At 38.5% G+C, this 22829-nt stretch carries 19 protein-coding genes; 17 read left to right on the forward strand and 2 right to left on the reverse strand.

Going from position 1 to position 22829, the window contains the following annotated elements:
* Nucleotides 1-52 precede the first annotated feature (52 nt).
* The 8 genes from ACE01N_RS00515 to ACE01N_RS00550 all read left to right on the forward strand — a co-directional run bounded on the left by ACE01N_RS00515 (nt 53) and on the right by ACE01N_RS00550 (nt 8852).
* Complete coding sequence (locus ACE01N_RS00515) at nt 53-646, forward strand: TetR/AcrR family transcriptional regulator (RefSeq protein WP_380583738.1); 594 nt, start codon at nt 53-55, stop codon at nt 644-646.
* Nucleotides 639-1793: a hypothetical protein gene (locus tag ACE01N_RS00520; protein ID WP_380583740.1), complete on the forward strand. Its 1155-nt coding sequence runs from the start codon at nt 639-641 to the stop codon at nt 1791-1793. Before ACE01N_RS00515 ends, ACE01N_RS00520 begins: the two co-directional genes overlap by 8 nt.
* A 59-nt stretch (nt 1794-1852) precedes the next feature.
* Nucleotides 1853-2563 carry an ABC transporter ATP-binding protein gene (locus ACE01N_RS00525; protein ID WP_380583742.1) on the forward strand — a complete coding sequence of 237 codons (711 nt, stop codon included), beginning with the start codon at nt 1853-1855 and terminating at the stop codon, nt 2561-2563.
* 10 nt (nt 2564-2573) lie between these two features.
* The gene (locus ACE01N_RS00530; RefSeq protein WP_380583744.1) at nt 2574-3743 is read left to right on the forward strand and encodes an ABC transporter permease; all 1170 of its coding nucleotides are present in this window, start codon (nt 2574-2576) and stop codon (nt 3741-3743) included.
* Nucleotides 3740-5008 (forward strand): ABC transporter permease, encoded by a 1269-nt coding sequence (locus ACE01N_RS00535; RefSeq protein ID WP_380583746.1) that lies wholly within the window; start codon nt 3740-3742, stop codon nt 5006-5008. Before ACE01N_RS00530 ends, ACE01N_RS00535 begins: the two co-directional genes overlap by 4 nt.
* Before the next feature lie 50 nt (nt 5009-5058).
* Nucleotides 5059-5805: an outer membrane lipoprotein-sorting protein gene (locus ACE01N_RS00540; protein ID WP_380583748.1), complete on the forward strand. Its 747-nt coding sequence runs from the start codon at nt 5059-5061 to the stop codon at nt 5803-5805.
* 91 nt (nt 5806-5896) lie between these two features.
* A complete protein-coding gene (locus ACE01N_RS00545) occupies nt 5897-7660 on the forward strand; it encodes an IPT/TIG domain-containing protein (protein ID WP_380583750.1) in 1764 nt (587 codons plus the stop codon).
* A 70-nt stretch (nt 7661-7730) separates the two neighbouring features.
* Nucleotides 7731-8852: a porin family protein gene (locus tag ACE01N_RS00550; RefSeq protein WP_380583752.1), complete on the forward strand. Its 1122-nt coding sequence runs from the start codon at nt 7731-7733 to the stop codon at nt 8850-8852.
* 33 nt (nt 8853-8885) lie between these two features.
* Here the strand turns inward: ACE01N_RS00550 and ACE01N_RS00555 are convergent, their stop codons facing one another.
* Complete coding sequence (locus ACE01N_RS00555) at nt 8886-9815, reverse strand: LysR substrate-binding domain-containing protein (RefSeq protein ID WP_380583754.1); 930 nt, start codon at nt 9813-9815, stop codon at nt 8886-8888.
* A 113-nt stretch (nt 9816-9928) separates the two neighbouring features.
* On the opposite strand from ACE01N_RS00555, the gene ACE01N_RS00560 reads away from it, so the two are divergent.
* Both ACE01N_RS00560 and ACE01N_RS00565 read left to right on the forward strand, forming a co-directional pair.
* The gene (locus ACE01N_RS00560) at nt 9929-10396 is read left to right on the forward strand and encodes a Dps family protein (protein WP_380583756.1); all 468 of its coding nucleotides are present in this window, start codon (nt 9929-9931) and stop codon (nt 10394-10396) included.
* A 316-nt stretch (nt 10397-10712) separates the two neighbouring features.
* Nucleotides 10713-11642 carry a magnesium transporter CorA family protein gene (locus tag ACE01N_RS00565; RefSeq protein WP_380583758.1) on the forward strand — a complete coding sequence of 310 codons (930 nt, stop codon included), beginning with the start codon at nt 10713-10715 and terminating at the stop codon, nt 11640-11642.
* A 123-nt stretch (nt 11643-11765) separates the two neighbouring features.
* Here ACE01N_RS00565 and ACE01N_RS00570 read toward each other — a convergent pair whose 3' ends face one another.
* Nucleotides 11766-11912 carry a lmo0937 family membrane protein gene (locus ACE01N_RS00570; protein WP_375721525.1) on the reverse strand — a complete coding sequence of 49 codons (147 nt, stop codon included), beginning with the start codon at nt 11910-11912 and terminating at the stop codon, nt 11766-11768.
* A gap of 432 nt (nt 11913-12344) precedes the next feature.
* Between ACE01N_RS00570 and ACE01N_RS00575 the strand changes: the two genes are divergently transcribed.
* From ACE01N_RS00575 to ACE01N_RS00605, 7 genes are all read left to right on the forward strand, one after another.
* Nucleotides 12345-12716 (forward strand): BlaI/MecI/CopY family transcriptional regulator, encoded by a 372-nt coding sequence (locus tag ACE01N_RS00575; protein WP_380583760.1) that lies wholly within the window; start codon nt 12345-12347, stop codon nt 12714-12716.
* Nucleotides 12713-14275 (forward strand): M56 family metallopeptidase, encoded by a 1563-nt coding sequence (locus ACE01N_RS00580; protein WP_380583762.1) that lies wholly within the window; start codon nt 12713-12715, stop codon nt 14273-14275. Before ACE01N_RS00575 ends, ACE01N_RS00580 begins: the two co-directional genes overlap by 4 nt.
* A gap of 137 nt (nt 14276-14412) precedes the next feature.
* Nucleotides 14413-15033, forward strand: coding sequence for a MarC family protein (locus ACE01N_RS00585; protein WP_380583764.1), 621 nt, complete (start codon nt 14413-14415; stop codon nt 15031-15033).
* Between the two features lie 248 nt (nt 15034-15281).
* Nucleotides 15282-15728 carry a DUF5041 domain-containing protein gene (locus ACE01N_RS00590; RefSeq protein ID WP_473965030.1) on the forward strand — a complete coding sequence of 149 codons (447 nt, stop codon included), beginning with the start codon at nt 15282-15284 and terminating at the stop codon, nt 15726-15728.
* 84 nt (nt 15729-15812) lie between these two features.
* Nucleotides 15813-16955, forward strand: a complete 1143-nt coding sequence (locus ACE01N_RS00595; protein ID WP_380583768.1) for a C45 family autoproteolytic acyltransferase/hydrolase — start codon at nt 15813-15815, stop codon at nt 16953-16955.
* A gap of 121 nt (nt 16956-17076) precedes the next feature.
* Nucleotides 17077-18087: a YeeE/YedE thiosulfate transporter family protein gene (locus tag ACE01N_RS00600; protein WP_380583771.1), complete on the forward strand. Its 1011-nt coding sequence runs from the start codon at nt 17077-17079 to the stop codon at nt 18085-18087.
* A 179-nt stretch (nt 18088-18266) separates the two neighbouring features.
* Nucleotides 18267-22733 carry a CotH kinase family protein gene (locus tag ACE01N_RS00605; protein WP_380583773.1) on the forward strand — a complete coding sequence of 1489 codons (4467 nt, stop codon included), beginning with the start codon at nt 18267-18269 and terminating at the stop codon, nt 22731-22733.
* Nucleotides 22734-22829 lie beyond the last annotated feature (96 nt).

Consider the following 22829-nt stretch of genomic DNA (forward strand, 5'->3'; position numbering starts at 1 on the left):
TTATTTTACAATATTCGTATATTTGTACCATCATTGTAAAAATAAAAACCAAATGTCAAGCCATAAATCAAATCCGAAATACAAACAAATTGTTGAAACGGCACACGATCTCTTCTGGAAATTCGGCATCAAAAGGGTGACCATTGAAGAGATATGTTCTGAATCCGGAGTTAGCAAAATGACCTTTTACAGATTCTTCCCTAATAAAATTGAACTGGCAAAAGTTGTTATTTCAAGCATTTTTGAAAAAGCTGAAAAGGATTACAAGACCTTGATGTCACAGGACATTGCATTTGAAGAAAAGATAAAAGAACAGGTCAGAATGAAGTTTGAAGGCACCATTAACATAAGTGAGGCATTTGTTGCAGATGTATATTCAGGTTGGAATGAAGAACTAAAAACCTTCTTCAACGAAATTACTGTAAGAATGGTAAATATGGTAAGAGATAATTATTTACAAGCACAAAAAAAAGGTGCAATTAGAAATAACGTCAACATTGATTTTATTTTTTACCTAAGCAACAAAATGACCGAGATGATCTCTGATCCTCAATTGGTTGCAATGTATAACGGCAATGTACAAAATATTGTTATGGAATTCATAAACCTGATGTTTTACGGGATTATTCCCCGGAAAGATGAATAAACTATTTATCATATTAACCATTACTGTCAGCATATTTCTTTTTACAAGAGTTAATGCGCAGGATTCTGAAAAAACTTTCGAATTCAGAGGACAGGCAATATCATGGTTGCATTACAACCCATCCAACGAAGAGTCTCTTTTGATTGGCGGCAGGTATTTACCACAAATCAATTACCGGTTGAACCTGAAAAACAACAGGCTTTTGGATCTGGAAGTGTCAGGGAACATGTTTGGCTCCGCCTCTATTGATCCGTTTACCGATGCTGAAACCGACGGAAAAATAAAACCATACCGTGCTTGGATACGCTACAGCACACCTCAGCTCGAAATACGGGCAGGTCTCCAAAAGATCAATTTTGGCTCCGCCACCATGCTTCGACCATTGATGTGGTTCGACCAGATTGATCCGCGTGATCCTTTAAAGCTAACAGATGGCGTGTGGGGAGTATTAGGACGGTATTACTTTTTAAACAATGCCAACATTTGGTTGTGGGGATTAGCCGGAAATAAAAACCCAAAAGGCTGGGAACAGGCTCAAACCAATACCAGGTATCCTGAACTCGGTGGCCGTTTTCAGTTTCCGGTTCTGTCGGGTGAATCCGGCATCACCTATCATCACAGATTTGCAAGCACAGCAAATTTAACAGATTACAACCTGCCCGTTTTTACAAAAATACCGGAAAACAGATTTGGATTCGATCTCAGGATGGATTATGTCATCGGATTCTGGGTGGAAGGATCATGGATTAATAAACAGGCAGATCTGGGATGGCTCAAAAATCAGGAAGTTTTTAATGCCGGTGCTGACTACACTTTTGGAATTGGCAGCGGCTTGTATGCCGCATTTGAACAATTGGTATTTTCGTTTGATGAAAAGGCTTTTGCCATGAACCAGACAGCGACGTTCTCACTGCTTTCCTTATCGTATCCCATTGGGATATTTGATCAAATCAGTGCCATCATGTATTATGACTGGAACAACGACAATGCATATAACTTTATCAACTACCAGAGGCAGTTCAATAAACTGACACTTTATGTTATGGCATACTGGAATCCTGAGAATTTTAACGTGCCGCTTCAGGGTGGAACAACGAATATTTTCGGAGGGAAAGGCATACAACTGATGCTGGTATTTAATCATTAAAACTGAAACAATCGTCAGATACCGGATTAACAACCGGAAAGACATTAAACTAATATATTATGGAAATCATCACGATTGAACATCTCACTAAAAAGTTTCCGGCAGGAAACAGTGAGTTTACAGCCTTAAAAGATGTAAATCTGAGCTTTGGCAAAGGAGAATTTGCCGGGCTGGTCGGGCCAAGCGGATCTGGAAAAACAACCCTGCTGAATATTATAGGATCCCTGGATGTGCCTTCTGAAGGTTCAGCCGCAGTTTTAGGACAATCGGTTTCAGACCTGAGCCATAAACAATCGGCTAAACTACGAAACCTGCACATCGGTTTTATTTTTCAAACCTATAATCTTCTTCCGGTTTATACGGTCTTCGAAAATGTAGAATTTGCTCTGCTTTTACAAAATCTGACAAGTGCACAACGCAGAAAAATGGTAATGGAAGCTTTGGAGTGGGTCGGACTCACGGATAAAGTAAAATCAAAGCCTTCACAACTTTCAGGCGGAGAAAGCCAACGGGTAGCCATTGCAAGATCCATGGTGAAAAAACCGGAAATTGTACTGGCTGATGAACCAACCGCAAATCTGGACTCAAAGAATTCACACCATATACTGCAAACCATGGTAAAACTGAACGAGGAACTTCAAACAACATTCATTTTTGCTACACATGACGAAAAAGTGATGCAGTACCTGAGACGAAAAATAACTCTCTCTGATGGCAAAGTAGCCAGTGATGAAATAATGAAACCTCAAAAGGTTAAGGTTCAACCTTAAATATACTGCTATGATTGCAATACGATTAGCTTTTAAAAATTTACTGGGTGCAGGCCTGCGCACCTGGCTTAATGCTGGTGTGCTTTCATTCGCATTCTTCCTGATTATTTTTTATAACGGTTTGTTTGAAGGATGGAATGTTCAGGCAAAACATGATACTGAGGCATGGGAAGTAGGCAAAGGCGAACTTTGGCACCCGGATTTTGATCCGTTGGATGTATATACTTATCAGGATGCACACGCACCCATATCACCAGAAATTCATAATCTGATAAAGAAAGATGAGCTGACGCCAATTTTGTATAGTCAGGCATCCGTTTATCCCGAAGGTCGTATGATGACGGTTCTTCTGAAAGGAATTGATCCGGAACAGAAGATCCTGGAATTACCGACAAAGGAACTGGAAGCAACATCAGATTTTCTCCCTGCAATAATAGGAAAGAGAATGGCCAGGGCAATGAAGACTGAAAAAGGGAAGACACTGTTGGTGCGCTGGAGAGACAAAAACGGAACCTTTGATGCCCGTGAAGTAAAAATTGTGGACGTATTTGAAACCATAGTCCCTACAGTTGATGGAGGAATTATTTGGCTTCCTCTTGATAAACTACAGAAAATGACCGGGATGCAAAATGAAGCAACCATTTTTGTTGCAGGCAATAGTTATCCGGGAGGAGATATTGAAAACTGGAAATTCAAGGACCAGAACTACCTTTTTAAGGATATTGACATGTTGATCAAATCCAAAAAAGGCGGATCCTCTTTGTTATGGGGACTGATTTTGATTTTGGCTTTACTGGCCATTTTTGACACACAGGTTTTGTCGATCTTCAGGCGTCAGAAAGAAATAGGAACATACATTGCACTTGGAATGACCCGGTGGCAGGTCGTCAGGATCTTTACGGTAGAAGGTACAGCATACAGCATATTTGCAGCCATACTGACTACAATCTACGGAACACCGGTCTTCTATTACCTGGCAAACAAAGGCTTCCCGCTACCCATGGGAGACGCAGATATCGGTATTGCCATGTCTGATGTGATTTATCCTTACTTCTCACTGGGACTGATTGTATCTACCGTATTACTGGTGATACTAACGGCTACTATTGTGAGTTTTATTCCGGCACGTAAAATCGCCCGGCTCAAACCAACTGAAGCACTTAAAGGTAAAATACAATGATAAAATTCTTATTTAAAGGCATACTCAGAGATAAGAACCGCAGCGTAATCCCAATTATCATTGTGGCACTCGGAGTAACACTAACCGTGTTCCTTAGCACCTGGATGAGAGGTATCTTTTCCGATATGATAAACATGAATGCGAATTATGAACTCGGTCATCTGAAAATAACGACGCATGCATATGCCGAAAGTACTATGGCAGCCAATGATCTTGCACTTCTTGACGTAAAAAAATTAATCGAAAGATTACATAAGGAATTTCCAGATGTTGAATGGGTTGAACGCACCAAATTCGGGGGACTACTTGATGTAGCTGATGCAAAGGGAGAAACCAGAGCACAGGGACCAGCCATTGGTCAGGCCATAGACTTTTTCTCAAAAGGAAGCAAAGAAGCAGAACGCATGAATATCCCGAAGTCCATTATTAAAGGAAAGCTGCCTTCAGAACCTGGAGATGCGCTGATCAGCGATATGTTTGCGGAAAAATATGATGTAAGTGTAGGCAGCGAGGTTACCCTGTTTGGATCTACCATGTATGGAAGCATGATGTTTTATAATTTTAAAGTTTGCGGAACCGTAAGGTTCGGGAACCAGCAACTGGATAGAGGAGCTATACTGATTGATATTACCGATGCTCAGAAAGCCTTTGATATGCAGAATGCTTCCGGTGAAATTCTGGGGTTCATGAAAGATGGCTACAATATGGATGGAGCCGAAGCTATTAAAGAAAAATTTAATGCCGAATATTACAATCCTAACGATGAATTTTCGCCTGAAATGCGACAATTGAAAGATCAGAGCGGGATGGATGTTTATATTACGGCTATGAACATGATGGGCACTATTTTCACCTTTATTTTTGTAGTGGCCATGAGTATTGTGTTGTGGAATATGGGCCTTTTGGGCGGCTTAAGGCGTTACACAGAATTTGGCGTACGCCTGGCTCTTGGCGAAGATAAAACACACATATACCTATCACTGATATATGAAGCTGCCCTTATTGGAACGATAGGATCAGTTATTGGAACGATTATTGGTCTGAGCGTTGGATATTATCTGCAGATTAACGGGCTGGATCTGGGCATTAATTTCCAGGGCAGCAGCATGATGTTGCCAACAGTTTTCAGAACAGAGGTTACTCCTGAAGCTTACTATATTGGATTTATTCCGGGTATAATTGCAATGGTTCTGGGCAATGCTTTGTCTGGAATTGGAATCTATAAGCGACAAACAGCACGGCTATTTAATGAACTGGAAGTTTAATTAGATGCAAGACACAAGAATCGAGAAACAAGATTAAATTACTATTAGATATGAAAAACATAAAATTTATACTGGCCGGGTTGGTACTTCTTTCTGCACCAGGACTGATGCAGGCTCAACTGACGGCAAAACAAATCATCGACAAAGTGGATCAGAATCTGTCATCAGATAACCGTGTAATGGAATCGTCCATGACCATTCATGGCAGAAGAGCCAGTCGGACGATCACCTCCAAAACATATTCTGTAGGGACTACAAAATCCTTTACAGAATATCTTTCACCGGCCCGGGAAGAAGGCACTAAAATGTTAAAGCTGGAAGATCAGCTTTGGATTTACGCTCCTTCTACGGACCGAACCATCCAGATCTCGGGCCATATGTTACGGCAAAGTGTAATGGGTTCCGACCTTTCGTACGAAGATATGATGGACGACCGCAAACTGACCGATATTTACGATGCAGCTTTGATTGGGGAAGAAGAAATTGATGGTCGCAATACCTACGAGCTGGAGATGATAGCCAATGTGCCTGATGTGGCTTACTACAAACGTGTAATGTGGATTGATACCGAACGTTTTGTTCCCTTAAAAGAAGAATTATATGCCAAAAGCGGGCAGTTACTAAAACGCACAACGCTCTCTGATGTCAGAAAGGTTGATGGCCGCTGGTTCCCTATGAAGATGGTGTACAAAGATATGCTGAAACAGGGTGAAGGCACAGAGTTCGAAATCACCGATATCAAATTCAACCAGGACATACCGGAATATATTTTTACTAAAGCTGCGCTTAAACAATGAAACAATTACATCAATATGCACTGCAAATTAAAGATTAACAAAAAAATATTATACTTTTGATATTGAAAGAAATTATTTGGAAAATTCAATAATGAAGTATCTATATATCTTTGTTTTGATACTGGTAGTTACATTGGGATTTCAAAATTGCATTAAGGATGCAGAAATTAGCCCAAAGGATTATCCCTATTTATTATTGGACGAACCTGTATTATTTGATAAAGGAGTTAAAATCAATGCTGAAATTAAATCCATTGGGAATCAGGATATAACTGGGTATGGATTTGTGTGGGATGAAAATAAAGATCCTTTGCTTAATAAAAGTAATCAGAGTATACAAAATGGGAGTCCATCGCAAAACTCATTTAATACAACTATAAGTACAGGTTTAATCGATAATCAAAGGTATTATATAAGGGCGGTTATTATTACAGACAAAAACATTTTATACAGTAATGAGAAAAAATTTATCAGTAATGGAAGCTTAACACCAAAATTAGTTTCTTTCTTGCCAACTGCTGGTTATGATAATACTCCGGTTACTTTCATATTTGAAAATTTAGGATTTTTTAAAACTGATATTAATATTTTTTTAGATAATGTTGAATTACAAATCGTACAAAGAAAAACAGATACAATAATTGCCAATATACCCCATAATACCCTCATTGGGAACTATAGCTTTAAGTTTACTTATGGAAATAGTTACTTAGAACCTGAAAATAAATTTACAATTCTTGGCCCCTTAATAGATAATATTAGTCCTTTAACCGGAACCACAGGCATAATTATTAAAATCAGTGGTAAAAGTTTTATTACCAATGATGGTAAATCTGAAATATTCTTTAAAGAAAAAAGAGCACAAACTATTAACGTTTCTGATAGTTTAATAATTTGTACTGTCCCGAGATGGTTACATGAAAATCCAATTATCACTATAAAAAACGGTAGCAAAAGAACTTATTCTCAGAAACCCTTTATTCTAAAACATTCATGGAAGGAAGTCAGCAATTTTGGAGGCACTTCTTTTAAAAACAGAGCAAATGCAACAACCTTTTCAATTAATAATAAAGGATATTTTAGTGGAGGGAATACTGGAGTAAAAGAATTATGGCGCTATGATCCTGGTTTAGATCTTTGGGAAAGATTATCTGATTTTCCTGAAGGTTATGCTTTCGATATGGCTTTTGGGTTTAGTTATAACGCAAAAGGATATATGATAACCGGAAGGAAAACAAAAAACATTGGCGGTTCATCGTATAGTGTAAGTATTACAAATGAATTCTGGCAATATGATCCACAACAGGACAAATGGATAAAACTGACTGATTTTAAAGGCGGACCCCGGATCAAAGCATCGGGATTTGTTATAGGAGATTACTTATATTTTGGGCTTGGATTCAATGAGAATAGGCCATTATCCGATTTTTGGAAATATAATTTTAAGACTGGTGTTTGGAAGGAATTGGATCCTTTTCCGGGAAAGGTATCACTTAATAAAGCACTTGCTTTTTCTATAAACTCCAAAGGGTATATTAAAGAAGGAGCTAGTTATAATAGCGGTTTTTGGCAATTTAATCCAGAAACTGAAGAGTGGACACCTGTTGCAAAACTCCCTTCTAAATCAAATGTTTATGGTTTTTCTTTGAACGGCAAAGGATATGTTGGAGGTGGAACATCATATAGCGAAACATGGGAATATCATCCCGATTTAAATAAATGGATTCAAAAAGAAGATTTTCCCCGCTGTATAGATGAGGTTGCTCATTTTGTCATTGGAGATAAGGCATATCTGGGATACGGGGATTGCTCCGGCAGAGTGGACCTCCCTTATTTTTATGAATTTACTCCTTGATGATTTTTGACCTTATTTATTTAAATCAATTAAATTCTGACTTTACTATATATGATTTAAAACAACCTATATGAGACTTAAAATAATTATTCTTTTTTTCGTATTGTTCCCAATCTTGGGATTGAGTCAAAACAGTTACTATGAGAATGATAGCTCAGCTTTCATTGGAGTGAAACTCATAGATAGTGACGATATAATAAATTGTAAAATTTGTCAGGTAAAGCAGGGCAATTCCATATTACGTTTTACACCTTCCGAGATAAAAGAATATGGTTTTAAAGATGGACGCGTTTTTGTATCAAAAAAAATTAGTATTTCTGGCTCAACAAAAAAAGTGTTTCTACAGAAGCTTGAGTCAGGTGATATAACTCTTTTTTATTACAAAGAAAAAGACTTTAAAACATTTTTTATCAGCATTGATGATACAACATTACTCGAAATTCCAAAATACAAACTTGACAACACTTTTAAATCTCAATTATTTCAGTTAACTAAAGGGAAACCTGATATTAGAAAAAACTTAAAATATGTTGATTATTCAAAAAGATCAATGTCGAAATATATTTCAAGGTATAATAACAACAATTCCAGGTATTTTCCTCATTTTAGATATGGTGTATCTATTGGGTATAATCCTATAAAATTATATATTGTGGATGAAGCGGATATTGATATTATGAACTTTAAATTCGATTACATCCCAAGTTATGATATTAGTGTTTTTATTGATCAACCTATTTCTATTAGCAATTTATCGATTTTTAGTGGATTGAGCTTTTCAAAACATGCATTTTCATATCATGAATTCAATAATTTCAGAGAAGTAGATTTAGATTTAGTGGCAAATATAACTTCATTAAACATTCCGATTAATCTTAAATTTACTTTACCGTTAAGAAATTACCATTTTTATTTAAAAGCTGGTCCTTCAGGATTATTTAATCTAAGAAATAATTCCAACCTCTATGTTACATCCTTTGATGATAACATTATTGAAATTAATGAAACTGATGAATCTAATTTAATCAACGATTTTCTACTTGGATATTCATTTGGAGGAGGTTTTATGTATAATACAAACAGTCAATTTGGAATATTTTTAGATATTACTTACGATGATTTTTGGACAAGTAATAAGCCACTTACAGTTGGAATTAATGGAATAAGTATTAGATCAGGTATATTATTTTAAATTAACAGTTACACTGATAATTTCTCATTAATCCTATCTCCACTTTACCCGTGTATAGTGTTTCATCTTTTTAAACTGATCCGGGATAGCTTCGAGAATGGATTTGTGCAGTCGATCAATCAGAGCCTCTTTAGTGAAACTGTTATGAACCACAATACTTACCTCTCTTACCGGCTCCGGTTCGCTGAATCGCTTAGCAGAGACTGATCCTGCCCTATTGCCAACTGACAATTCCGGTACCAGGGTATACCCCAGCTTTTTTTCCACCAGACCTTTTAATGCCTCTATGGAACCGCTATCATATTCAAAATTAAGCCTTTTGCCGGCAAGCGTTGTGGAACAAATAGCCAAAGCCTGATCGCGGAAACAATGGCCTTCCTCCAGAACGAGTATCTCCTCAGGGTTCAACATGTCTGCAGTTAAGTTTTCAACCCTATTTAGTTTGTGATCATCTGGAAGATAAAGCAGAAACGGTTCATAATACAATGGAATGGTTCTGATGGCCTTGTCGTTGAGCGGTGTGGAAAGAATGGCAATATCCAGCATGCCGTTTTTCAGTTTATCAATAATCTGATCGGTTTGCAACTCCGTAATTTTAAGCCTTGTTTGGGGATTCTCAGTTAGAAATCCCGGTAAAAACCGTGGCAGAATATACGGTGAAATGGTCGGGATAATTCCTAAGCGATACTCGCCTTCCAGCATTTCTGTTTCGTTGTAGACAAAAGCCTTCATTTCTTCAACCTCACGCAATATCTGCCGTGCCTTGATAATCATTTTCTCCCCTGCGGCTGTTGGAATTAAAGGTTTCCGGTTCCGGTCAAACAATCGAACACCGATTTCATCTTCCAGTTTTTTAACCTGCATGGTCAGCGTTGGCTGTGTAACATAACACTTTTCTGCAGCCGTAACAAAATGCCGGTAGTTATCCAGCGCTATTACATATTCCAGTTGTTGTAATGTCATAATTATAGATTTTATCTATACAAAGATAGATGTTATCAATTTGATTGATATTGTTTTAAACCGGATATTTGTAACAGATAAAAACAAAACATAAAATCTAAAAACGAAATATTATGAACAGAATAGGTTTAGACAAACAAAAATCAGTTGTATTATCACAGAAGCTGAACGATTTACTGGCCAACTACCAGGTATTTTACATGAACGTAAGAGGATTTCACTGGAACATAAAAGGTGAAAAGTTTTTTGAATTACATGTCAAATTCGAGGAGTTGTACAATGATCTGCTGATTAAAGTTGATGAATTAGCAGAACGGGTACTCACTCTGGCAGAAACTCCGGTCCACTCTTACAGCGACTATCTGGAAAATTCAGAAGTGAAAGAGTTGAAAAATGTCAGCGATGCCCAGGGAACAGTTAGTTCTGTTTTAGATAGTTTTGAAATACTGATAAAAAAACAGCGGGACATTCTCGACCTGAGTGATGAAGCAAATGATGAAGGAACAAATGCCTTAATGAGTGACTACATCAGAGAGCAGGAAAAACTGGTCTGGATGTACAGTGCATTTCTGGCAAACTGATAATTAGCGAATTAAACCCGGACAGCAAAACCTGGTAAAGAATCATAACTCACTGTAATTTCCCACAGGGAATTACTCTCCAATTAAAAGGATTCCGGATTACATTCCGGATCCTTTTTTATTTTTTAAGCTAATGCAAAAAAAGTTTAAAAGTCCGTTTTATTTCCTTATTCAAAAAAATAAGGCATACATTTGCATCCGAATTTTAAAACACTATCACATGGACGAAGGCCCGTATCATAGTCAGTTTATTTATTAACCTATCTGTAAGGGCACTTCCGGTTTCCTTGCAGATTTCATGTAAGGAGGCAAAATCATGATAAAAATCTTCAAAACATTTGGCGGATACAACGAGATCTCCAAAGTAGAAAAAGGTTGCTGGATTAATGTGACCAAACCAACTACCGAAGAAATTCAAAAAATTACATCTGAATTCAGATTACCGGCGGATTTACAAAATGATATACTGGATGCTGACGAACGACCTCGTGTTGAGTTTGAAGACGACTGGACACTGATCATCTTACGTATTCCGGTTGAACAAACCAATAATGGTGTGCCGTTTTACACCGTTCCGCTTGCCATTTTTATTACCGACGATTTTACACTAACGATCTGCCTTCAGGACAATGATGTACTACCTATCGGTCAACCCTCTCCTTTCAGAGAACAATACAGCAAAATAACCGATAACATCAATTTTATTTTGCGTTTGTTTTTAAGATCCGGAAGTTTATACCTGAAATATCTGAAGCAGATCAACCAAATGACATCTTCCATTGAACAGGATCTGGAAAAATCAATAAAAAACAGAGAACTGAATAAGCTGCTAAAAATGGAAAAATGCCTTGTGTATTTCATAACTTCCATCAAGGCCAATGAAATTGTACTTGCAAAACTGCGTAGCTCTAAAAAAATAACCTCCGAAATAAATGAAGACCTGCTTGAAGATGCCATCATTGAAAATAAACAGGCGCTCGAAATGGCGCAGATCTACTCCGATATTCAGAGCGGCATGATGGATGCCTTTGCTTCCGTTATTTCAAATAACCTGAACGTAGTGATGAAGCAACTTACTCTTATTTCCATTATATTAATGATCCCAACCTTAATAGCCAGTATATTTGGAATGAACATACACAATGGTATGGAGAACAGTCTTTGGGCAATGCCGGCTATTATTTCCGGGTCACTGATATTTTCAATACTAGGCGTATTATTATTCCGAAAACGGCAATGGTTTTGATCAGAAAAAAGAACCTGAAAATCACATACCATTCCATGTATTGATTCTCAGGTTCTGACAACAAGCAAACGGATTGTAGTTTGTGTTGTATATATATTGGTTTTTGAGTGTTACATTACAGGGCTACTTTCCCCTGATAATTGAGATGAGGAGAGATATAACGGCAAGAACAAGTAATATGTGGATCAGTCCTCCGACAGAATAGACAAAGAATCCGAATATCCAACCGACAACAAGGACTACTGCTATTAAATAAAGTATTGATCTCATAATTATTTGTTTTAAAAAGTTAATATGCTATTCTAATAATCTGCTGTTCAAGTCAACATATATTGTATATAACAAAACCATGCCAACAAGAGCAACTCCCATTAAGGCCTGATTATCTGTATCTTACAAAATACACTTATGTTCATGCTGTAGAAAAATGCACCACTTGTGTTGAATTTTCCCGAACCTTTAGGAAAAATATCCCAAAACGGATAGTGATTGTCGGAACTAACAACTAAATATTATAGTTTTCGCTTTCAATTTTATCAAGCGACCTGTACTATTACGCTTTACACAATCAATAAATATTCGATTAAAATATTAATATTCAGAATATTAAAAATATTAATATATTTTTTAGTGCGAATAACTATATTTTATAGTTTAAAAACTAGATTATTTAGTTATATTTGTGATATAAATTGTTTGATTATGAAAAAACTGACGCAAAAAGAAGAAGAAATCATGAATTTCTATTGGGAGAAAGGCCCAATGTTTGTCAAGGAACTGGTTGAACTTTATGCAGATCAGAAATTACATTACAATACTTTATCAACTATGGTTCGGGCATTGGAAGAAAAGGGCTACCTCGATCACGAACAATTTGGAAATACTTACCGGTACTTTCCAGCAATATCTCAGGAGGAATACCGTACAAAAACACTCAGCACTGTTGTAAAAAAGTACTTTAACAACTCGTATCAGAATGTGGTATCACAATTCGTGGAAGATCAGAACATCTCAGTCAAAGAACTTAAGAAAATCATCAGGAAAATAGAAAACAGCAAAAAGGAAACGAAATGACACCATTTCTGACATATCTGCTGAAATCAACTTTGAGCCTGGCTGTTTTTTACATGGTTTACAAAGGTTTTATGAGCCGGATGAAAACACATTATCTGAATCGATTCGTTTTAATCGGTGTCATGCTGAGTTCAGCCATAATTCCCTTTCTGAATTTCTCATTCATCCCCGAAAAAAATCACATTGTTCCATTAAATGTGCTACAGGAGTTGTTCGCCCCGCTCACATTTGATATCACAGAAAAGGCAGCTCCGGCAACAGATACACTGGCTTATAAACACCTTCTTACAACCGGAAATATAATTTATTTAGCTTATTTCGTTGGCATAGCACTTCTGATTCTAAAACTCATTATATCCCTTTTCAAAGTAGTTCAGCTGATTCGAAAAGCCGAAAGCGTTCACATCAAAGATGTGATGATAGCCATCGTAAAAGAGTTGGTTCAACCGTTTACCTTTATGAACCGGATTGTGATGAATCAACACGATTATGAAAAAGACAGGGACATCATTATTACACACGAAAAAGCACATATTCAATTCAACCATGCAACAGATTTGTTCGTTCTGGAGCTCTTTACCCTGTTCCATTGGTTCAACCCCTTTATGTGGCTTTTAAGGCGTGATCTGAAACTGATTCACGAATACCAGGCCGATGAGGCCGTCATTAATACAGGCATCGATGCACAAACATACCAACTGTTGGTCCTTGAAAAAGCTGTGGGTGAAAGACGTTTTGCCCTGGCAAATCAATTTATTCAAAAACCAATTTTAAAACGATTTAAAATGATTCAAAAAACGAATAAACCACGATGGGCCGGACTCAAACTACTATTGTTTGTGCCCCTGGCAGCTCTGATGCTCCAGGCATTTTCACGCCCCGAAGCGATAAATAATATTGCTTCTGCAGTACCTCTTTTTTCTGTTCAGGACAGTTCGCAGCAATGGCTAAGCTTATGGACGCTTACAAATGTCAATAAAGTAAGGGAAAACATTCATGTAAAACAGGTTCATATTCCAACTGCTAAGGAAGCGAAAAACGGTATGCCGATTCCTGAAGCTGAACCAAATCTTCCACCAATGAAAGAAAAAAATGTCTTGATCATCTTAATTAACAGACAGAATGAATTTCTGGTTGAAAATGAAAGATCAAATCTGGACGGTGTTATAAACAGCGTTGAAAATTTCATTAATGGAAAACCTGCGCTGAAAACTCAGCATCTCAGTCCTGATTATTCTGAAAAGAAAATCGGAAACCTGGGAATGCAGAAGATACCTAAAGGCGTCATCAGCATACAGTTTGACAAAGCAACAGACAAGGACGTATTGGATGATCTGCTCAGAGGCATAGGTGAAAAATACCTGGCTTTGCGACAAATCAAAGCAAACCAATTGTTTAAAAATGATTATTTTAAGCTAACTACTGAGCAAAGAAAGATCATTAATGAAATCGTACCGGTCAGGATTTCCTTTGCAAGTCCCAAACCACCTCCTCCCCCGCCACCACCTAAAATAAGTGAGGTTCTACCGCCACCACCACCGCCGACTAAAAACAATTAACATTCTCACGGACAAGCACAGTAGTGACTTGTCCGTTTAGTTTTTTAATCCGACAAACACTTATTAAATCTTAAAAAAGGAGCTACTTCATTCCAGCATTTAGTAATTTTGGTACTAATTAAAAAAACTGCAGAACGATGAGCGATAATTATCTGACTTTTTCACTTTCTGTTTTCACCGGTTTCTTTGCCATTATGAACCCTATTGCCAACACGCCTATTTTCATGGGTTTAGTGGGCGACAGCAGTGATGACGTAAAAAAGCGCATTGCCAAAAGAGCCACAATTACGGCATTTGTTATTGTAACCGCATTTGTTATTCTTGGAAAGTATATTTTTGAGCTATTTGGCATCACCATTCCGGCGTTTAAAATGACCGGTGGGATTCTGATCTTTTACATCGGCTTTGAAATGCTCTTATCTCAAAAATCCAAAATCCATACCCAGGAACACATTGAAGTGGATGACGGCGTTGCTATTTCACCTCTCGCGATTCCTATTCTTGCAGGTCCTGGAACCATCGTTTCAGCCATGAACAATGTTACGAATGCCGATTTTATTCATATCGGTATAGTAGTCCTGATATTTGCCCTAATGGTATATCTCACTTATCTGGCTTTTACCTTAAGTGAAAAAATCGTAGACAAACTGGGACATAACCTTATTGCCGTAATGGGAAAGCTGATGGGACTAATTCTGGCCATTATAGGCGCAGGAATGACCATTGATGGCATTAAACTGGCATTTAATATCGGATAACTACATATTTAACCTAAAAAAATACTAACCCATTCAATACAAAGGTAATCTATGAAAAAGATTTTTTTTGACTTGTGCTCATTAATGCAATATGGCTCAATATAAATAGTCAGAATACTGGCGATATTAAAAATTCCATAGATAATATGCAGTTGAACCAAAATGATATCATGGCAGCTTTAAATGTAGCCGGAATAGAAATTTTCAAATTCAACATCGGAATTTTTGATAAATAGCTGGAATTCATTCTGCGTTTAGAAGAATACTCCAAAGATTCCTTAATTAGTTCAAAAATTCTCTATAGAGGAGAGAACTGGTACAGCTCACTAAATGATAGTCTGAACCAAAGAACAAAAAAATACATCAACTCTATGAGAATCATTACGAAAGAAAATGAAAACAACTGTGACCTTTCTATTTATTTACACAGGACTACTTTAAATCGCAATTTTGAATTTACTAAAACCTATAACCGACAATTTTATATTTGGAAAAAGTATTCTGAAACAGAATGGAAACTTAACGAACAAATACCAGTACTGGCATACATTTCATCATGGAAGGATAAGCGGGGATATATCAGAAATTGTGGAGCACGAGAATTATCTAAGGGTGAAGATGCAACAAATAAAATATTAAATTCTTCGCCTGATTATTTTATATTAAGTTATATCGTTAGAGAAATCAACAATTAAAAATATTCCAAATCTGGTTTCTAAAATTTCCTTTTTTGAAAATTATCTTCTAATTTTCACATGCCTGTTATGAGGTAATGAAGGATGAACAGAAAATTCAGTCATATTATCACTTTGCTCGCAGTAGTGATTCTTGTTTCGGGGTGTAAACTTTATACAGCCTATAATGATGTTATGCACAGCCACCTTGAAGCATCTTCAACAGCTCATCTGGGTGAACCGCGACTGGAGATTCAGAATAATATCCCGGTTTTACACCTCTACGGCACTCCTGAAGAGATGGGTTCACAGTACGGTAAGATTCTGAAAAAGCAGCTTGTCTCTGTAATATATATGGTTGAAAAGGTTTTCCCAAAACGCATGGTAAAAAAATACATGGCTTTCGCCGAAAAGGCAGAACCTTCCATGCCTTATGAATACCGGACCTTTATTAAAGCTATGGCCGAAAGTTCAGGCACAGATTACAAAAAACTATTGGCTATAAATCTCGTTCCTAAAACGTCATGTTCTGTTCTGGCAGTTTGGGATAAGGCTACACCCGACGGAAGCCTGATGATGGGAAGAAACGCCGATTACAACCTGAAAAAAATCAATAAAGCGCTTGGAATCATTATTGTAAAACACCCGAAAACCGGATATGCCACAGTGGCCTCGTCATTCATCGGGTTGGTTGGTTCTTTAACCGGAATAAACGAAAAAGGAGTTTGCTTCGGCAATATGCTGGTAAAAAACAGCCGAAAAGATTCAACGCAGATTGATGGTTTACCCATTCACCTGTGGATGCAGATCGGTAGTGAAAAGTCTGCAAGCGCACGCGAAATGATAAATTTTCTGACGCTACAAAAACAAATGATTCCGATAAATGTGATGTGCGCGGACACTTCAGAAGCCATCATTGCCGAACTTGGTCTCAATAGATTTTCTGTGCGTGAAGGAAGTAAAGGCGTCCTGGCATCGTCTAACTATTTTTACAGTTCTGAGATGTATTCCAAACCTGAGATTGACAACCGTTTTGCATGTCTGATGCTGAATGCCCGTGATCATTACGGCGAATTCAGCCTGAATTATTTGCAGGATGCCATGTATGATGCCCGCGTCCCAAATAAAAATTTGCAGTGTGTACTTTTTGAACCATCAAAAATGTTAATGCATGTAAGCATGAATAAAGTTCCAGCCTCCAAAGGCCCTTTTTTTACCGTGGATATAAAAAAATTACTTAAGGAATAATTGTTTCACCAACTTTTCCTGATTTACATTGTTATACTATTCCCAAATAACCTGATATTTCTTTAAGTGCTGTGCCTTATGTGATACTTAAATTTTAAAGAAATCACTTAAATTATATATCATGTTTTTACTTATTCTCACTTTCGGAATTCTGTTTGGCGCCATTTTACAGTATGCCAAACTTAACAGATTTAACACCATTAGTGGTCTTGCCACACTCTCTGACCTTACTGTTGCAAAAGCATTGGCAGTTGCGGTTGGCATTGGCGCAATCTTCTTAAACGTCGAGATCGGACTCGGATTGGCAACCTATCACGTGAAGCCATTTATAGCTGTTGGAATTATGGCCGGCGGTTTGATCTTTGGAGCCGGAATGGCCATCCTTGGATATTGCCCCGGGACCATGGCAGTTTCTATGGGCGAAGGTTCACTCGACGCATTGATCGGCATTATCGGAGGTTTGGCAGGAGGATTTGTGTTTACGGCACTGTTTCCTCACCTTCAGGCAATTCTTGGTCCTGATTGGGGTAAGCTCTCTATTGATTCTCTTATTCACAACCGGGTTTTATTCTACATCTTTACCTTAATGGTTGGCATTATGCTGATCCTTCTGGCCTTCCGGATGCATAAGATGGACAAAAAGAGTGATTATAAATGGCTGGTTTCAGGTATTGCATTAGCCATCCTTAACCTGATTGTATTTTTAACTGCCACAACCAACAGGCCAATAGGTGCTTCCACCTCGTATCCTTATGTCGCAGATGTTTTAACCAGCACAACATCCGGCACTTACTTTTCAAAAATTGCCACACCCGGCCATTGGGAATTAATATTTCTGGCAGGTGCCTTTTTAGCTGGTTTAATTTTCTCACTTATCAGAAAGGAGTTTAAACTTACATTAATCCACGATAACTGGCAAAAATATCATGGCTCCAATAAGATGAAACGAATTTTATGGTCCTTTGCAGGTGGTTTCATCCTGATCTTTGGGGCAAGAATGGCCGGAGGCTGCACCAGTGGACATATATTATCCGGAGGTATGCAGCTTGCCATCAGCAGTCTTGTGTTTGCAGGATTTGTTTTTGCCGGACTATTGATAACAGGGAAACTTTTTTATAGAAATTCAATATAAATCCGATATTACAGATTAATATTTCAACGTTATGTAATCAGCAAGTTTCTTAAAATTGCCTTAAGATAACTATCAAAATATCATACAAAACAGCTGGTTTTTAATAATATTTAATACATTTGATCCGGTGTTTGCAATTTATCCTATCAAAAAGGTATTGTTAATTGGTCGGAAAGACAATGAAATTTTTAGTATTAAGTATCGTTTTGCCACTCCTGCTGCTTGTGGAATTTTCCTTATCGGGGCAGGTTATTATAAATGAGTTTTTAGCTTCCAATACAGGTATTATAACAGACCCTGATTACAACGAAAGTTCAGATTGGGTTGAACTTTATAACCAGGGAAATACAGTGGTTGACCTGAGTGGATACTATTTAACCGATAATCTTTCCAATAAAGATAAATGGCAAATTCCATCAGGAACTTCGATTGCACCAAACAGTTTTCTGATTATCTGGACAGACGGATATAATTCGGGTCTGCACACCAGTTTTAAACTATCCGCTTCAGGCGAGGAGATTGGGCTCTTCACTCCTGACTCAATACCGGTAGATTCGTTGATCTATGGATTGCAGGAAGTGAATATATCTATGGGACGAACTTCTGACGGAGCCGGTTCATGGGGCTATTTTACTTCACCTACTCCCGGCGCGACTAACAACACTACCAGTTATGATGGGATCGTAAAAAATAAACCCACATTTGAACCATTGGGAGGAATTTTCAAAACATCCGTTTCTGTAACCATAAAAAACACCTTTGGAGGTACTGTAAGGTATACGCTTGACGGATCTGTTCCCACTGAAAGTTCACCGGTCGTTGACGGAATGATAGATGTAACGGAAACAGGGATGCTGAGGGCTAGGATATTCAAGCCCGGAATGGTCCCCGGTGAAGTTATCACACATACTTATTTTATTGATCCTAATAATGAAATCGGAAAACTTCCGGTCATTTCATTAGCGACAGACCCCGGAAACTTCTGGGATGCAGATACAGGCATTTATGTTCAGAGTTTTAAACCGGATTGGGAAGTGCCCGTTAATGTGGAACTTTTTGAAAATGACGGATCAGACCGTGCAGCTTTTAATTTACAGGCAGGGACAAAGGTCAATGGACTTTACTCCTGGCAGTTGCCGCAAAAAATGCTGGGGATCTATTTCAGAAAAGAATATGGGAAAGGCAAGCTGGACTATCCTCTGTTTTCGGATCGTGCCCGTAATGTTTTTGATTCGTTTGCCCTCAGAGCTTCCGGTAGCGATTGGTCCTATACCTTATTCAGGGACGCTTTGTCACAACATCTTATGAAACTCAACTCCACGGTTGACGTTCAGGGTTACAAGCCCTGTGTGGTTTATGTAAACGGACAGTACATGGGGATTCACAATATCCGCTCGAAAGTGGATGAAGACTTTATTCTGGAGAACCATGATATTGGACCTGCCGGTGTGGATATGGTTGAAAACGAAGACTATGCCGAAGCAGGCACACTGGATCAGTATCAGGATTTCATGGCACTGTATAATAAGGATCTTACCGTTCAGGCAAATTACGATGCCGTGGTATCATCCATGGATCTGGATAATTTCACCGATTTTGTGATAACCGAAATCTATGTACGTAACAGTTCCCTTGACCATAATGTGATGGCATGGAAACCAAGGGACGGTGGCATATGGAAATGGATCCTGGTAGATATGGACCGGGGCTTCTTCAATCCGTCATCCAGCATGATCAGCTATTTTGAAAATGAAGGTGCTACACCATTTACAGGTCTGATGAAAAATCAGGACTATGTAAAATATTTTGGTCGACGACTGGCAGACCAGTTCTTCACCTCATTTAACCAGACACGGGTCAACCGGATTATTGATGAGTTTAAAGCCCGAATCAGTGATGAAATACCTGACCACATCAACCGCTGGCAGGGAGCAACATCGAGTTATGGGGATGCCATTCCCTCCATTGCATACTGGGAAGATGAAGTTGATGCATTGAAAGCATTTGCAGCAGCAAGGCCGGATGTAATTCTTGCCGACCTGAAAAACTACGGATTTCAGGAAAGCAGTCCGCTGTCTGTTTCATCCATACCTGCCGGTGCGGGTAAAATTACGTTCAACGGATTGCTTATCGATGCATCTCCAAATGTTGGATCATACCCACTGGATGAACCAATAAGGTTAAAAGCAGAAGCAAAAAGCGGATATACGTTTAAAGGTTGGATAAAACCGCAGTTGATACCGGTATTCGGTATTGAACAGACATGGAAATACAACGATTCCGGCAACGACTTAGGATCAACATGGAAAGAAAACGGTTTTGATGACCAGATATGGGCTTCCGGTCAGGCCGAACTGGGTTATGGAGACGGTGATGAAAATACTGTTGTTGCTTACACCGGTGGATCCAATAATAAAAATATTACAACTTACTTTAGAAAAACCTTTGATATTGCGGATAAAAGTTCGGTTCAGCAACTCCGGATCAGCCTGAAATGTGATGATGGAGCCGTAGTATATATCAACGGAACAGAAGTAGCAAGGGAAAATATGCCCTCAGGAGTGATCGGCTATAACACTGAGGCTCTTGTTTCTGTTGGTGGTGTATCGGAGGATGATTACAGTACTTATCTGACAGAGAACACTGTTTTGGTTGACGGAACCAATACCATTGCCGTTGAAATACATCAGAGTTCGGCTACAAGCAGTGATATAAGCTTTGACTTAAGTCTGGATGCTTACCAGACCGATCAAAACTCGTTTTATTCCACATCTAACGAAATAACCACCTCTCAGACTGGAAACCTGAGTCTGACAGCGGTATTTGAAGAAAATGGTCAGTGTGTTTTGCCTGCTGAAATAACAAACGACATGATCCTTTCAATGGCATGTTCGCCATATGTGGTTCCGGATAATGTAACTGTTGCCAAAGGTGCTACACTCACCGTTGAACCGGGTGTGGAAATATGGATGGATGATGGCATTTCCATGACAGTAAATGGCCGTTTAAATGCCGAAGGAACGGAAACAGCCCCCATATTTTTCACAAGTAATCCGGATAGTCCCAAACACAAATGGAGCATATTGCGATTTGTTGGAGCAGATACTTCACGCCTGAGTTATGTGGTGGTTGAAAACGCTTCTATCGGAAACCACTCTGTGCGGGAAGTAGCAGCAATTTCTGCGTTTAGTTCCATCCTTATCATGGATCATATGACGCTTGAAAACAACCATGCCAACCCTATCGCCGCACGTTATTCAGATATCACTTTAACCAACAGCTCGCTTCACTCAGAAATAACCGGAGACCTGATTAACGTAAAATATGGTAAAGGTCATATTTATAACAGTTCGTTCAGGGGCAACGATATGCCGGATACCGACGCCATAGACTATGACGACGTAAGGGATGGAGTAATCCGGAATTGCGTGATTCATAACTTCTTTGGATCAAACAGCGATGCTATAGATATTGGCGAAAAATGTCAGAATATAACAATTGATTCGGTATTCGTTTATAATATTACTGACAAAAGCGTATCAGTCGGGCAGCAATCATCTGTGAAAATAAGTCAGTCAGTATTTACCAACTGTACACTGGGTGCAGGCCTTAAGGATTCCAGTAATGTTACCATAGATCATTGCACGTATTATGGCGTAAATACTGCCGTTGCCAGCTATGAAAAAAATGTGGGCGATGCCGGAGGAAATGGCATTGTTACCAGCTCAGTTTTATCAAATACATACGATGAAACAATTCTGGTTGATCCATACTCTTCATTGAAAGTGATGTACTCCGCTTCGGACAATGATACCCTGCCAGCCAATAATAACAATTATTTCATGGATCCGATTCTGAGTGATCCAAATACGTTTGATCTGTCGCTTTCGCACTATTCACCGTGCTTTAATAAAGGCCTTACCGGGAACATCGGTGCAGATGTAGAGTTCTCACCGTCTGAACATCAGCCATACATAAGCAGGATATTGTATAACTCGGATGCCAGTGCCGGAGAAGTTGAGTACGTGGTTATTAGCAATCCGGAAACCGAACCGATTGATATGTCAGGGTACAGGATCACTAAAGGGGTGACCTTTGTGTTTCCTGAAAATACAACTTTAGGAGGAAACGGCGAACTGATCATAACCAACAATGCAGCCCTGGACTTCTGGGCTGGCTATCCAAAACCATTATATCAGTGGGAAAGCGGACGACTTGCGAATGAGGGTGAAACTATTAGACTGGTTTCATCGACCGGAATTATTGCTGACCAGGTGAAATATAAAAACGGCGCACCGTGGCCTGTCATAACATCCGCGCAGGGAATTGTACTGGCATCATCCAATCTGGACAACCATTTCGGAAAAAACTGGCAATCTTATAATAATAACACCTGGGTTGGATTGGAGAGTAAGAGTGTGAGTAGTGAGCAAGAGATTTATCCGAATCCGACCAGTGGTTTAGTTACGATTTCAGGATTACAAAATCTGCAGGTTGTTGAAGTGTACACTGTAACCGGCAAACTGGTTAAAACATCAATTCTGAGTGCATCAGCAAATCAAATTGATTTAAGCAACTTATCACAGGGAGTTTACCTGGTTAAAGCAGGAACGTTCCAGCAAAAAGTGATCAAAATAAATGAATAGTTAAAAATGAAAAGTGAATAGCTGATTATTGTTCATTCTTAATTTTTCATTGTTCATTGTTCATCGTCTTATTTCTCGCAGATTAACGCAGATGTT

Source organism: Quyinboa ferrireducens (genome assembly GCF_042436675.1).
Taxonomy (GTDB): domain Bacteria; phylum Bacteroidota; class Bacteroidia; order Bacteroidales; family UBA5342; genus JBHJHP01.

What these genes read in the sequence shown, in the direction of transcription:
- ACE01N_RS00585 (WP_380583764.1), top strand. Translation starts at nt 14,413, where the DNA reads ATGAGCGATAATTATCTGACTTTTTCACTTTCTGTTTTCACCGGTTTC.
- ACE01N_RS00530 (WP_380583744.1), top strand. Translation starts at nt 2,574, where the DNA reads ATGATTGCAATACGATTAGCTTTTAAAAATTTACTGGGTGCAGGCCTG.
- ACE01N_RS00540 (WP_380583748.1), top strand. Translation starts at nt 5,059, where the DNA reads ATGAAAAACATAAAATTTATACTGGCCGGGTTGGTACTTCTTTCTGCA.
- ACE01N_RS00595 (WP_380583768.1), top strand. Translation starts at nt 15,813, where the DNA reads ATGAACAGAAAATTCAGTCATATTATCACTTTGCTCGCAGTAGTGATT.
- ACE01N_RS00560 (WP_380583756.1), top strand. Translation starts at nt 9,929, where the DNA reads ATGAACAGAATAGGTTTAGACAAACAAAAATCAGTTGTATTATCACAG.
- ACE01N_RS00515 (WP_380583738.1), top strand. Translation starts at nt 53, where the DNA reads ATGTCAAGCCATAAATCAAATCCGAAATACAAACAAATTGTTGAAACG.
- ACE01N_RS00520 (WP_380583740.1), top strand. Translation starts at nt 639, where the DNA reads ATGAATAAACTATTTATCATATTAACCATTACTGTCAGCATATTTCTT.
- ACE01N_RS00535 (WP_380583746.1), top strand. Translation starts at nt 3,740, where the DNA reads ATGATAAAATTCTTATTTAAAGGCATACTCAGAGATAAGAACCGCAGC.
- ACE01N_RS00555 (WP_380583754.1), bottom strand. Translation starts at nt 9,815, where the DNA reads ATGACATTACAACAACTGGAATATGTAATAGCGCTGGATAACTACCGG.
- ACE01N_RS00605 (WP_380583773.1), top strand. Translation starts at nt 18,267, where the DNA reads ATGAAATTTTTAGTATTAAGTATCGTTTTGCCACTCCTGCTGCTTGTG.
- ACE01N_RS00545 (WP_380583750.1), top strand. Translation starts at nt 5,897, where the DNA reads ATGAAGTATCTATATATCTTTGTTTTGATACTGGTAGTTACATTGGGA.
- ACE01N_RS00570 (WP_375721525.1), bottom strand. Translation starts at nt 11,912, where the DNA reads ATGAGATCAATACTTTATTTAATAGCAGTAGTCCTTGTTGTCGGTTGG.
- ACE01N_RS00565 (WP_380583758.1), top strand. Translation starts at nt 10,713, where the DNA reads ATGATAAAAATCTTCAAAACATTTGGCGGATACAACGAGATCTCCAAA.
- ACE01N_RS00550 (WP_380583752.1), top strand. Translation starts at nt 7,731, where the DNA reads ATGAGACTTAAAATAATTATTCTTTTTTTCGTATTGTTCCCAATCTTG.
- ACE01N_RS00525 (WP_380583742.1), top strand. Translation starts at nt 1,853, where the DNA reads ATGGAAATCATCACGATTGAACATCTCACTAAAAAGTTTCCGGCAGGA.
- ACE01N_RS00600 (WP_380583771.1), top strand. Translation starts at nt 17,077, where the DNA reads ATGTTTTTACTTATTCTCACTTTCGGAATTCTGTTTGGCGCCATTTTA.
- ACE01N_RS00575 (WP_380583760.1), top strand. Translation starts at nt 12,345, where the DNA reads ATGAAAAAACTGACGCAAAAAGAAGAAGAAATCATGAATTTCTATTGG.
- ACE01N_RS00580 (WP_380583762.1), top strand. Translation starts at nt 12,713, where the DNA reads ATGACACCATTTCTGACATATCTGCTGAAATCAACTTTGAGCCTGGCT.